Origin of the sequence: Rhodococcus sp. Q (assembly GCF_005503035.1) — a bacterium.
Taxonomy (GTDB): Bacteria; Actinomycetota; Actinomycetes; order Mycobacteriales; family Mycobacteriaceae; genus Rhodococcus_G.
Genome location: NZ_SCOY01000005.1, coordinates 50,867 through 62,826 on the forward strand (window position 1 = coordinate 50,867; position 11,960 = coordinate 62,826).

The window sequence follows — 11,960 nt, forward strand, 5'->3', positions numbered from 1 at the left end:
GGGCGTCAGCCTAGTGGTGGCCGGTGATCGCCCCACGGGCTCGCCCCTATGATTGGGCCGTGACTTTTGATGCCGTCAGGGGGCGGTCCAGCGAGGGATGGGTGACCCGGACCCCGTCCATCGTCGACCGTATCGGTGCCGCCGAGGGCAGGATCCCGTTCTCCGTCGAGTTCTCTCCGCCGCGCGACGCCGACGCCGAAGCGCGGCTGTGGCGCGCCGTCCGCGAGTTCGAGCGCATGGGCCCGGCCTTCGTGTCCATGACCTACGGGGCGGGCGGGTCCACCCGAGACCGGACCGTGCGCGTCACCGGCGACCTCGCCGAAGAGACCACGCTGCTTCCGGTCGCACACCTGACCGCGGTCGGGCACAGCGTCGACGAGCTGCGCACGATGTGCGGCGCGTACGCGGACCGCGGAATCAGCAACGTCCTCGTGCTGCGCGGCGACCCCCCGGGCGACCCGCTGGGTGACTGGGTCAAGCATCCGGAGGGCGTCGAGTACGCGGAGGAACTGGTTCGCCTCGTCCGCGACATGGGCGACTTCCACGTCGGCGTCGCATCGTTCCCCGAGGGGCACTACCGCGCACCGGACCTCGACCACGACACGAAGTACCTGGTGGCGAAGCTCCGAGCGGGCGCCGAGTACTCGATCACCCAGATGTTCTTCGATGTCGACGACTACCTGCGCCTGCGGGACCGAGTCGCTGCGCTCGACCCCGAGCAGGGCGCGAAGCCGATCATCCCGGAGATCATGCCGATCACGTCGCTGCGGTCGGCGCGGCGCAGTCTCGAGCTGTCGGGGTCGAAGCTGCCTGCGGTGTTGGAGGAGCGGCTCACGAGGGCCGCCGGGGACGGGCCGGAGGAGAACCGGGCCGCCGTCCGCGAGGTGGGCATCGAGGTGGCCACCGAACTCGCCGAGCGGCTGATCTCCGAGGGTGCACCGTGCCTGCACTTCATCACGCTGAACTTCGCGCGCGCCACTCGTGAGGTGCTCACCAACCTGGGCCTCGCGAGCCACGTCGCGTAGGCGCCTGCGGCGCCCGTGAGTCCTCGTGGTCCGTGGGCGGGCCGAAGGCGCTCACGAGCCGCGGAGCGGCCTGTTCTTCCAGGTCAGGGTGCCGCGGCGGCGTCGTAGGTGGGAGTCGGCGGTCAGCGCCGCGAGCCCCACCACGGACAAAGGGTGCGCGGCGGCGTCGACACCGTCCCGCACGGTGAGTCCGCGTCCCGACTCGACGCGGCGAGCCAGCAGTCGTGATGCCACGGCAGCGGCGAACGCCGCCGCACCCCACCGGCGCGGACGGGTGACGAGCGGGCCGGTCGTGTACCCGAGGACCGCCACGCCGAGCACCGCCGCGGCGCCGACCGGGGACCCGAACTGCGTCCACAGCCAGCGGCCGTGACCGTCTCGAACCTGGGCGGCCGACGAGTACATCCGGCACGACGCGAACTCGCCTGCGACGGCGACGGCGGTACGTCTGCCCGCGCGGCGCATCGTCCGCGCCAACTCCAGGTCCTCGGCCACGCACGATGCGACGGCCCGGTGTCCTCCGACGGCGCGGTAGGCGGCGGCGTCGAACACCAGGAACTGGCCGCACGCCACCGCCATCGAGGGGCGCATGCTTCGGTTCGCGATCGGCAACGGCGCGGTGGCCAACCACGACCAGCCCAGCAGCGGCTGCAGCAGCCGCTCGCCCGCCGTCACCGCGACCTGGAAGGGCCACGGCGACAACAGATCCACCCGGAGCTCGCGCAGGGCACGCGCGGCAGCGGCCAGCGCGTCGGGGGCGAGTCGGACGTCGGCGTCGAGAAAGACGAGGACACCGCCGCGATCGGCGGACAGGTCCGCGAGTCGCGAGCAGGCGTGCGGTTTGCCGAGCCATCCGGCCGGGGGATCGCCTTCGGCCTCCTCGATCGAGAACCTGCCGTCGGCCGCGGCGGCTGCTATGGCCGCCGCAGCCGTCCCGTCACCGGAATCGTCGTCCAGGATCAGGATCCGTAGGTCCGGGACGCCGCGCTGCGCACGCAGGTCGGCGACGAGACGCGGCAGCGTCTCGACCTCGTCGCGAGCCGGAATGCACACCGTCACCGGCTCGGTGACGGGTGAACCCGCGCGCAGACGCGGCGCGGTCGCCGCATTCAGCGCCGCGATGGCCAGCCCTGCCGCGGACACAGCGACCGGGACACCGACGAATCGGCGCGTCACACCTTGTTCTGGTTGGCGCCGTCGCTGCGCACGTACCGGGGAGAGCGGTCCCGCTTCACGTAGGCCATCACGCCGACGACGATTGCCACACCGAGGGTGATGCCGCCCATGATGCCCGCCCAGCCCGCGAAGCCCCTGGTGCTCGGATCCTGATACCGGACCTCGGCGCGCATCGTGTTCACCTCGCCGGGCACGAGCTTCCAGGTGACGATGGAGTCGCCGTCCCTGGTCCCGTTGGTGGTCGCGACCCGCGCGGGGAACGCGACGGTGACCTGGATGTCGCTGCTGTCGGGCACGGCCTTGAGGTCGGCCTTGCCGTCGAGGGTGACGACGTCACCAGCCCGCTGGAAGTTCAACTGCACGGCGGTCCCGGTCTGGCTCGACATCGATCCGAGCTGCTGGACCTCGCCGAAGGTGAGGTCGGTGAAGAACACCTGGCTGCCGACGTACCCGTCCTGCTTGTACTCCTGGACGCGTACCTTGCCGGTCAGCGAGTCCGGCGCCGTCAGCTCGGGACCCTTGTCCTCGGCGCTGGTGGGGACGTTCGCGGCAACCAACTGGCCCGATACCCGGTCGTCGGAGGACACGCCCATCGACACCTGAACCCGCAGGCATCCGCTGAGCAGCGGCACGGCGAGCAGCAGCAGCGCGGTCAGCGCGGCCACTCGGGCGCGCGGTCGTCGAACACGGGGCGGGGTGTCGGTGAGCACTCGGATATGGTGCCAGCCCGCCGAGAACGCGTCACCAGCGGCACGCCGACGATCCCCATGCCGACGAGCCCGTAGAGCGCGGACCACCCGAGTTCCGGGAGGAAGACGGCGTGGGCCAGCGCCGATCCGAGCCAGGTCCACAGGAAGAGCGAGAGCGGAACGACGTCCTCACGTCGGGTCGAGGTGGGCCGGGACCGGTCGAGCCACGCGAGGGTGACGGCGATCGCGCCCGCGATCAGCAGCCAACCCAGGTAGTTGGTCCACGGAATCGGTTCGAGCCCGGGCGGCGCGGGATGCGGCGAGCACCACACCCACTGCCCGTCCGCGACCATCTGCGGATCCAGGTAGAGGTCCCAGCCGACGATGCCGACGGTTACCAGTGCGACCCGCACGACGGGCCGGGTGCGGTCGGCGACGTGGGTGACGGCGATCCACACCGGATAACTGCCCGCCGTCCATGCCAGCGGCACCAGCAGCGGCACCCCGGCCAGTTCCGGGCCGAGCCTGCCGTCGGCATACGCGTAGCAGCCGAACGGGAAGCCCGTTGCGGTGCCCACGATCTCCGAGAACAGCCCGAGTCCGGCGGTGACGGCGAGCATGATCGCGGTCCACCGGCCTCCGCGCGTCGCCCACGCATGCGCGACCGCGGCGACGGTCAACGCGAGCACCACGACGACGGTGACGGTGTCGCGGGCGTCGCCGTCGACGAGCGGGTAGACGATCTGCGCGGCGACCGCGACCACCGCGGCGACGACGGCCGGGGCCTGCCGACTCATCTGTTCAGCAGGCGGCGGAACCTGCCGAATCTCGCATCCGACAGCGCGATTCGCGCGGCGCTGCGGCCACTCGACCCCGACACCCCGCCGCCGGGATGGGTGGATGCGCCGGTCAGGTACAGCCCCCTCGCGTCGGGCACCCGATGTCCGGCCAGTTCGGGGAGAGGACGCCACATGAACATCTGATCGAGCGACATCTCCACGTGCATGACGTTGCCGCCGATCAGGCCCAGTTCCGACTCGAGGTCGGCGGGCGTCTGCACCAGGCGGTGTGTGACGGAACCCGCGAAACCGGGTGCGAGGCGCTCGATCTCACCGACGATGCGGTCGCCCTCGGACTCGGCCAGATCGGACCAGCGGCGACCGCCCGAGAGCCGGTACGGATGCCACTGTGACCACAGGGTCGCCTGGTGCTCGCCGGGTGGACACAAGCTGGGGTCGAGGCCGCTGAAACTCATCGCGAGGACGGCAGGCGTCGGCGGCAGTTCACCCGCGAGGGCCGCGCCGTGCGCGAGCCGCAGTTGAGCGCGATCGGAGACGAGCAACTGCAGCCCGGACGTGACCGTCGCATCGGGGGGAGCACTCGGATACCGCGGCAGCGCGGACGTGCCCAGGCGCACCACCATGCCGATACCGGGTCCGACGCGGATCCGGCGTCGCCAGTCGGTGATCCGCTGCGCGTCGTATCCGCCGCGTTCGAGGAGGCCGAGTGTCGTGAGGACGTGGCAGCCCGCGATCACGGTGCGGGAGCGCACCTCGTGGCCCGCCTCGGTGCGCGTCACCCAGCCGTCGCCGTCCCGGCGCAATTCCACGACGGCGTCCCCGAACCGGATCGTGCCCCCGTCCGCCGCCAACCGAGATGCCAGCGCCGCGGTCAACGCGCCGCTGCCACCGACTGCGCGACCGGGCGGGATCGTGTGCATCAGCGCGGCGAAACCCACCATCGGCGCGGTGCCCGGCTCGGACATCGGTGGGCCCGACTGCGCACCGAACCAGGCCAGAGCCGCCTTGAGGCGTTCGTCGTCGAACCAGTCGTCGAGCAGGGCGTCGCCGGACGCCAGGAACTCTCGCGACAGGGTGGCGGGACCGGCGCCGGTGTCGAGACCCCAGAACGAGCGGACCAGGCGTCCACCGGTGGGCGGCGCACCGAATGCCTTCATCACCGACGCGGTCCGCGGTCCCCACACCTCGACGAATCGTCGGTAGGCGTCGGCGTCGCGATGCGAGCACGCCGCCGCGATCGACGCGCAGGTGGCGTCGACGTCGCGGTGGAAGACGATGCCCGGACGCGAATCGCCCGGCGGGGCAGGCGCGAACGCCCACGGGTCGCAGTCCAGGTAGCGCAGGCCGTGCGACGCGAGGTCGAGCTCCTCGACGATCCCGGTGTGCCGGACCATGATGTGCGCCGACGAGCCACGATCCACCCGGTGTCCGGGGAAGCGCTCCACGGTCGAGACGGCGCCGCCGAGTTCGGTGTCCCGTTCGAGGACCTGCACCGACCACCCGTCCCTGGCGAGGTAGCACGCCGAGACGAGCGCGTTGTGTCCGGAACCCACGACGACGGCGTCGATCATGAGGTGGCTCCGGGGCCGGCGGTGGGGCGGTGGAGGGGTAGCTCCCGGCCCAGTACCGCGAAGGGACGGCTGTCGCCGCTGAACCGGAAGTGCCTCACCACGTCGGTGAATCCGAGCCTGCGGTAGAGCCGCCAGGCTCTGTTGTCCTCGAGGGGCACCTCTGGGGTCGACAGCAGCACCCGGGCTTCCGGGCGTCCGGCGAGCAGCGCCGTCAGCAGCGCCGCACCCGTGCCGTGTCCCTGGGCGCGCGGGGACACGTGGAGTTCGGTGAGCTCGAAGTAGTCGCCGAGGATCGACTCGGCGGTGCGCCGGTCTGCACCCGAGCGACGCAGACCCTCTCGAACCTGCTGATGCCACCACTGGTGCGGGGCGCCGCGGTAGCCGTAGGCGATGCCGACCAGCGACGTGCCGGGGTGCGCCGAGGCCCCGGCGTCGCCGTTGGGGGCGCCGGTGTCGCGGTGGGGGGTGGTGAAGGCAGCGATCGCACGCCATCCCGGACGGGTGGCGTGCTCCGCCCACATCGGGGCGCGGTGCAGTTCGGTGCCCCTGGGGTAGTTCATCGCCTCGACGTAGACGGCGAGCGCTTCGTCGAGGTGGGCGCGCAGGTCGGCTGCGGACAGTTCGACCAGTCGGGGTGCGGGGGTGGTGTCGACCGGACTCACCCTCTCTCTTGACTGCGTGTCGGTGGGTGCAGTTATATTGAATAGGTCGAACGGATGTTCGATACCGGCAATCCGGTGAAGCGTGAGGGAAGCGCGCTTCGCCGGATTGCACGGCAAGGCTGCGGGTCCAGGAGCATCCCACCGACGGGTACGTCGCGCAGGGGTAGGCGCGTCGCCCCCCGTCGGTTCGGTCGCGAGGTCGGGCCCGGCGCAGGGGAGGTGTTCGGAAGATGGCAATTCGGGTGAATCTGCTCGACCGAGCGGACGCGCTGTTGGCGGAAGCTGCCGGCGCTCACGACCCGGCGGACCGGTTTCGGGCCGCTTATCTCGCTGCACTGCGCGGCGCGGGTGCAGCGCTGGCGGGGCGCACGGCCCGGTCCGGGTCGAGGAGTGCGTGGGCCCTGCTGAGTCGGGTCGAGCCCGACCTCGCCGGGTGGGCGGAGTTCTTCGCCGCGCATTCCGAGACGCGCGCCGCGATCGAGTCGGGCATATCCCGCACGATCACGATGGGTGAGGCCAATCGATTCCATGCCGAGGTCTCCCGGTTCCTGACGGTCGTCGAGGACGGGCTGTCCGCACGTCGGGTCCACGGAATGCCCGGTGAGATCGGTCTCGGACGCAGGTCGGCGTGACTCCGGTGGAACTGTCCACCAGGCGATCTCCGCGTCCGAACGAAATTCTCGGACAACTCGTATGCGGAGTAGGTGGTACGCGGTGACGTGTACTCGTATCATTGACGGCAGGTAGCCGCGATCGGCGGCAACCGGTCGAATCGACCCACGATTCGACCGCCACCTTGATGTGCCGGGGGAGGTAACCGTGCCACTCTCCGAGCACGAGCAGCGGATGCTCGATCAGATCGAGAGCGCTCTCTACGCCGAAGACCCTAAGTTCGCATCCTCTGTGAGAGGTGGCCGCATGCGTGCGGCCTCGAGCAAGCGTCGGATGCAGGCGGGGGCTCTTTTCGTTCTGGGACTCATCCTTCTCGTCGCGGGCATTCCGCTCGCGGCGAAGGCGGGTGCGTTTCTGATCATCAGCTTGCTCGGCTTCCTTGTGATGTTCGGAGCCGGCGTCCTGTTCCTGCGGGGATCGGGCGCGGCTGTGAAGGCAGGATCGGGCGAGAAGTCCGGATCAGCCACTGCGGCGAGCAAGCCCTCGGGCGGCCGCAAGGGCGGCGGGTTCTCGTCCCGCATGGAAGATCGCTTCAAGAAGCGGTTCGAACAGGAGTAGGCAAACTCCGAGAACCGCAGCGCCAAGGCGCGACACCACGAGGTGTCGCGCCTTTGTCGTGTGTGCCTCGCGGCTGCACCTGTGGTGTGCGGGGGAGTTGCGTGGAGTGAGCCCCCCCACGACTCCCCACGTGGGTCACCCACATCTCCCCACTCCGCACGACCCTGGTGGTTTCGCTCGCCGAATGCGAACGTGGCGAGTCCGCGACCTGGGATTTCGGCGTGAGCGCTGCGGGGTGGCCGGGCGGTGGTGCAGGACACACGGAAATCCCCCCACCTTCCACCACCGTACTGACCTGCGAAGACAGGCTGTAGAGGCGGTTGTTCGCCGAGTGTTCGCCTTGAATGTGGGGGAAAGTGGGGTAACGTGGTGGCCACTGGTTCGCCTCGGCGAATCACAGGGCAAGGTGTTCTTTTTTCCCGTAGCAGGGAGGTGCCGAGATGTTCCTCGGTACCTACACGCCGAAGCTCGACGACAAGGGGCGGCTCACGTTGCCCGCGAAGTATCGCGACGCACTGGCGGGAGGGTTGATGGTCACGAAAGGGCAGGACCACAGCCTCGCGGTGTACCCCCGTGAGGAGTTCGAGACGCTCGCTCGTCGAGCGGCCGCGGCCTCGCGGAGCAATCCGGAGGCGCGTGCGTTCGTGCGCGCTCTCGCCGCAGGCGCCGACGAACAACGCCCCGACGCTCAGGGCCGCATCACCCTCTCGCCCGGCCACCGGCGCTACGCCGGGCTGACCAAGGACTGCGTGGTTGTCGGATCGGTCGACTTCCTCGAGATCTGGGACGCCCAGGCGTGGAACGCCTACTCCGACGAGAACGAAGAAGCCTACTCCCAAGCCAGATCCGACTCACTCAGCGAGATCCTGTAGCCGCTTTCGTCGAGGCGAGTGCCGCGAGGCCTCTGCCCGATGCCGACCCTGACGCACTTCCCCAGCGCCAGGTCCGGTGAATCGGACAGAGACCTCGCGGCATCCGCCCCCACCTCGAGAAGCAGAGATGACCGACCAGGACGTAAGGGAGTGCTCGTGGACGACGACCTGAACCCGCCGGGTGACCCTGGTCGAGACCCCGAGCCGGAGTTCGCTCACGTCCCTGTGATGCTCACTCGCGCAGACGAGTTGCTCGGCCCCGCGATCACCGCCGAGTCCGAGGACGGCACGGGTGCGGTCATGATCGACGCGACACTCGGGTTGGGCGGGCATTCGGAGCACTTCCTCCGCACCTACCCGGGACTCCGCCTGATCGGGCTGGATCGCGACCCCGCCGCGCTGGAGATCGCAGGCAGTCGACTCGAGCCCTTCGGAGACCGGGTCACGTTGGTACACACCCGATACGACGGCATCGCCGACGCGCTCGAGATCGCGGGCTACGACCAGATCGAGTCCGTGCACGCCATCCTGTTCGACCTCGGTGTGTCCTCGATGCAGTTGGACGAGGCCGATCGCGGATTCGCGTACTCGGTCGACGCTCCGCTGGACATGCGGATGGATCCGACGCGCGGGCAGACCGCCGCCGACATCCTCAACACCTACAGTCACGGTGAACTGGCGCGGGTGCTGAGCACCTACGGTGAGGAACGATTCGCCGGCCGGATCGCGTCGGAAGTGGTGCGGCGCAGGAAGACCGAGCCGTTCACCACGAGTGCCCAGTTGGTCGAGGTGCTCTACGCCTCCATTCCGGCCGCGACACGGCGAACGGGTGGGCATCCCGCGAAGCGGACCTTCCAGGCCCTGCGCGTCGAGGTGAACGGTGAACTCGACTCACTGCGGGACGCCGTGCCCGCGGCGTTGGACTCCCTGGCAGTGGGTGGACGTGTCGTGTTCATGTCCTACCAGTCGCTGGAAGACCGTCTGGTGAAGCAGGAATTGACCCCACGTACGCGCTCTCGCAGTCCGGAAGGACTTCCCGTCGAGTTGCCGGGCATGGGACCGGAGTTCGCGATGCGCACGCGCGGCGCCGAGCGGGCCAGTGATCAGGAGATTGCGGAGAACCCACGGTCGGCGCCGGTTCGATTGCGCTGTGCCGAACGGATTTCGAGGAGGGCGACGGAATGACAGTTCCCGTGCAGGACCGCGCTGCGACGAAGCCCGCCCGGGTCGGGCGACGAGTCCCGGCGAAGCCGACCGATCGTTCCGTCGCGCGGTCGAGTGCCGCGCAGCGCGCCTACGCCAAGCGCAGTCAGCGTGCCGCGGTCGACGCGTCGACCCCGAAGGCCGCACGCCCCGGCTTCACGGCTCGGATCCCGTTCGTCGCAGCCGTGATCGGTTTGCTGTCGGTCGGTCTGGCCGTCACGCTGCTGCTCACGACGCGGGCGGCGGAGGACTCGTACAAGCTCAGTGCCGCCAAGGCGTACAACCAGGAACTGATCGAGAAGAAGGCTGCGCTCGAGCGCGACTTCCGGGCGGCGAACTCGGCGCCCGAGTTGGCCCGCAAGGCTGCGGAACTGGGCATGATCCCGGTCACGGACGTGTCCAGGCTGGTCGTCGCGGACGATGGATCCGTCACGGTCGTCGGCGAACCGAAGCCTGCGACGGGTACGCCGGTTGTTCCGCCCGCACGTCCTGCTGCCGCGCCTGCCGGTACCTCTCGGGGCGCCGGAGTCACGGCCGCGGATCTTCCGCCGGTCGGTACGCGTGCGACGGCAGATCTTCCGCCGATCGGTTCACGGGCACCCTCCGCGGTCGCGGCACCCGCGCCGGTAGCTCCGGCACCTGCGCCCGTCTCGCCCGCCACGCCGCCGGCAGCCAATTCCCAGCAACCGGCCGCGCAGGATGAACAATTGGTGCCCATGGCACGCGGAGACCAGGCAGCGGCGGGAACCGGCACCGGGGGTGCCGCCGACACCGGCGGTGCACGGTGACCGGAGGTCGTCCCACTCAACCCCGCCGCACGGATCCGCGCGGCGGGGTTCGCCGTTCGGGCGCCGGCCGTCGGAGCGATCACGGTGGGTCCGGAAGCTTCCGTTTCCGGCACAAGTGGGGCCGGGTGGTGATGTTCGGCGCACTGGGCCTCGCAGTGTTGCAGTTGCTGTGGCTTCAGGTCGTGCAGGCGCCCCAGTTGTCCGCGCAAGCGGCCGACCAGCGGTCGACGACCCTGATCGATCCCGCCACCCGTGGATCGATCACCGACCGCAACGGCAAGCCGATCGCGTTCACGATGGAGGCCAAGGCCCTCACCTTCCAGCCGCCCAAGGTCCGCAAGGAGATCGAGGAGAAGGCACGCGAGAAGGGGGAGGAGCCGAAGGTCGCCGAGCGGCTCGCGGCCATCGCCAAGGGCATCCACGACGAACTCGGTGACGCGGCACTCGAGAAGGACGTGCTCGCCAAGCTGAAGAGCGACCTGACCTTCGAGTATCTCGCGCGCAGCGTCGACCCGGACGTCGCGGCACGGATCGCGGAGAAATTCCCCGAGGTGGGTCTCGAACGCCAGGACATCCGCGAGTACCCGGGAGGAGACCTCGCCGCCAACCTCGTCGGCGCGACCGGCTGGAACGGGCACGGGTTGCTCGGGCTCGAGGACTCGATGGATTCGACCCTCGCAGGCACGGACGGGTCGCAGACCTACGACCGTGGCTCCGACGGTGCGGTGATCCCCGGCAGTTGGCGGGACAAGCAGCCCGCCGTCGACGGGTCCGGTGTCGAGCTGACCATCGACGCCGACCTGCAGTTCTACGTCCAGCAGCAGACCCAGCGCGCCAAGGACCTGTCGGGGGCGAAGAACGCGTCGGTGGTGGTGCTCGACTCGCACACGGGTGAAGTGCTGGCGATGGCGAACGACAACACCTTCGACCCGTCGATCGGCGTCGGCAAGAACGTCAACAAGGAACTCGGCAACCTGCCCGTCAGTACGCCGTTCGAACCGGGATCGGTCAACAAGATCGTCACCGCCGCCGCCGCGATCGAGTACGGATTGACGAAGCCCGACGAGGTACTGCAGGTGCCGGGCTCGATCCAGATGTCAGGCGTGTCGGTGAAGGACGCGTGGGACCACGGCGTGGTCCCGTACACGGCCACCGGTGTGTTCGGGAAGTCGTCCAACGTCGGCACGCTGATGCTCGCGCAGCGGGTCGGTGAGGACCGGTACGCGGAGATGCTCGAGAAGTTCGGGCTCGGCCAGCGCACCGAGGTCGGGTTGCCCGGCGAGAGCGCGGGCAGCGTGCCGACCCGCGACCAGTGGTCCGGCGGTACGTTCGCGAACCTGCCGATCGGCCAGGGCCTGTCGATGACGCTGCTGCAGATGGCGGGGATGTATCAGGCCATCGCCAACGACGGTGTGCGGATCGCGCCGCGCATCGTGCGGGCCACCGTCGACGCGGACGGCAATCGGACCCCGACCGAGCACCCCGAGGGTGTCCAGGTGGTCAGCGAGCAGACCGCGACCACGGTCCGCGACATGTTCCGGTCGGTCACCCAGCGCGACCCCATGGGCTACCAGCAGGGCACCGGCTCTCAGGCGTCCGTGGAGGGCTACCAGGTCAGCGGCAAGACGGGAACGGCGCAGCAGGTCGACCCGGCCTGCAAGTGCTACTCGAACTCGAACTACTGGATCACGTTCGCGGGGATCGCGCCCGCCGACAGCCCGAGGTTCGTCATCGGGATCATGCTGGATGCACCGGTTCGCAGTGCCAACGGGTCGGGCGGCCAGTCCGCCGCACCGCTGTTCCACGACATCGCGTCCTGGATTCTGCAGCGTGACCGGATCCCGCTCTCCGCGGACCCCGGCCGGCCGTTGGTGTTGCAGGCCGACTGACCGCGGCACCCGCGGGACGCCGACTCCCCACCTTTGGGGACTCGCCGGTAACGTG

The 11,960-nt window shown here is 69.7% G+C and carries 12 protein-coding genes; 7 read left to right on the forward strand and 5 right to left on the reverse strand.

What is annotated here, in order from left to right; translation table 11 throughout:
* Positions 1–101 precede the first annotated feature (101 nt).
* Positions 102–1,025, forward strand: coding sequence for a methylenetetrahydrofolate reductase (locus FFS72_RS07250; RefSeq protein ID WP_050065016.1), 924 nt, complete (start codon positions 102–104; stop codon positions 1,023–1,025).
* Positions 1,026–1,076: 51 nt separating this feature from the next.
* On the opposite strand, the gene FFS72_RS07255 is transcribed toward FFS72_RS07250, so the two are convergent.
* The 5 genes from FFS72_RS07255 to FFS72_RS07275 are packed head-to-tail and all read right to left on the reverse strand — an operon-like array spanning position 1,077 to position 5,923.
* Positions 1,077–2,201 carry a glycosyltransferase family 2 protein gene (locus tag FFS72_RS07255; RefSeq protein ID WP_137873310.1) on the reverse strand — a complete coding sequence of 375 codons (1,125 nt, stop codon included), beginning with the start codon at positions 2,199–2,201 and terminating at the stop codon, positions 1,077–1,079.
* Complete coding sequence (locus FFS72_RS07260; protein ID WP_137873501.1) at positions 2,198–2,866, reverse strand: LppM family (lipo)protein; 669 nt, start codon at positions 2,864–2,866, stop codon at positions 2,198–2,200. Before FFS72_RS07260 ends, FFS72_RS07255 begins: the two co-directional genes overlap by 4 nt.
* Positions 2,854–3,687 (reverse strand): carotenoid biosynthesis protein, encoded by an 834-nt coding sequence (locus FFS72_RS07265; RefSeq protein WP_137873311.1) that lies wholly within the window; start codon positions 3,685–3,687, stop codon positions 2,854–2,856. The genes FFS72_RS07260 and FFS72_RS07265 overlap by 13 nt, the downstream gene beginning before the upstream one ends.
* Positions 3,684–5,261, reverse strand: coding sequence for a phytoene desaturase family protein (locus FFS72_RS07270; RefSeq protein ID WP_137873312.1), 1,578 nt, complete (start codon positions 5,259–5,261; stop codon positions 3,684–3,686). Before FFS72_RS07270 ends, FFS72_RS07265 begins: the two co-directional genes overlap by 4 nt.
* The gene (locus FFS72_RS07275; protein ID WP_137873313.1) at positions 5,258–5,923 is read right to left on the reverse strand and encodes a GNAT family N-acetyltransferase; all 666 of its coding nucleotides are present in this window, start codon (positions 5,921–5,923) and stop codon (positions 5,258–5,260) included. The genes FFS72_RS07270 and FFS72_RS07275 overlap by 4 nt, the downstream gene beginning before the upstream one ends.
* A 230-nt stretch (positions 5,924–6,153) precedes the next feature.
* On the opposite strand from FFS72_RS07275, the gene FFS72_RS07280 reads away from it, so the two are divergent.
* The 6 genes from FFS72_RS07280 (at position 6,154) to FFS72_RS07305 (ending at position 11,905) form a co-directional block, all read left to right on the forward strand.
* A complete protein-coding gene (locus tag FFS72_RS07280) occupies positions 6,154–6,555 on the forward strand; it encodes an SAV_6107 family HEPN domain-containing protein (protein WP_137873314.1) in 402 nt (133 codons plus the stop codon).
* A gap of 187 nt (positions 6,556–6,742) precedes the next feature.
* Positions 6,743–7,153 carry an SCO2097 family morphological protein gene (locus tag FFS72_RS07285; protein ID WP_050065265.1) on the forward strand — a complete coding sequence of 137 codons (411 nt, stop codon included), beginning with the start codon at positions 6,743–6,745 and terminating at the stop codon, positions 7,151–7,153.
* Between the two features lie 440 nt (positions 7,154–7,593).
* A complete protein-coding gene (gene mraZ / locus FFS72_RS07290; RefSeq protein WP_050065023.1) occupies positions 7,594–8,025 on the forward strand; it encodes a division/cell wall cluster transcriptional repressor MraZ in 432 nt (143 codons plus the stop codon).
* A gap of 228 nt (positions 8,026–8,253) precedes the next feature.
* Entirely contained in the window at positions 8,254–9,210 is a 957-nt protein-coding gene (rsmH, locus tag FFS72_RS07295; RefSeq protein WP_249353191.1) for a 16S rRNA (cytosine(1402)-N(4))-methyltransferase RsmH, read from the forward strand.
* Complete coding sequence (gene ftsL / locus FFS72_RS07300; RefSeq protein WP_212744332.1) at positions 9,207–10,016, forward strand: cell division protein FtsL; 810 nt, start codon at positions 9,207–9,209, stop codon at positions 10,014–10,016. The genes rsmH and ftsL overlap by 4 nt, the downstream gene beginning before the upstream one ends.
* A complete protein-coding gene (locus FFS72_RS07305; RefSeq protein WP_249353174.1) occupies positions 10,013–11,905 on the forward strand; it encodes a peptidoglycan D,D-transpeptidase FtsI family protein in 1,893 nt (630 codons plus the stop codon). Before ftsL ends, FFS72_RS07305 begins: the two co-directional genes overlap by 4 nt.
* Positions 11,906–11,960 lie beyond the last annotated feature (55 nt).

Excerpts from the sequence above, each read along its gene's own strand:
- FFS72_RS07280 (WP_137873314.1), top strand. The coding sequence starts at position 6,154 with ATGGCAATTCGGGTGAATCTGCTCGACCGAGCGGACGCGCTGTTGGCG.
- rsmH (WP_249353191.1), top strand. The coding sequence starts at position 8,254 with ATGCTCACTCGCGCAGACGAGTTGCTCGGCCCCGCGATCACCGCCGAG.
- FFS72_RS07265 (WP_137873311.1), bottom strand. The coding sequence starts at position 3,687 with ATGAGTCGGCAGGCCCCGGCCGTCGTCGCCGCGGTGGTCGCGGTCGCC.
- FFS72_RS07270 (WP_137873312.1), bottom strand. The coding sequence starts at position 5,261 with ATGATCGACGCCGTCGTCGTGGGTTCCGGACACAACGCGCTCGTCTCG.
- mraZ (WP_050065023.1), top strand. The coding sequence starts at position 7,594 with ATGTTCCTCGGTACCTACACGCCGAAGCTCGACGACAAGGGGCGGCTC.
- ftsL (WP_212744332.1), top strand. The coding sequence starts at position 9,207 with ATGACAGTTCCCGTGCAGGACCGCGCTGCGACGAAGCCCGCCCGGGTC.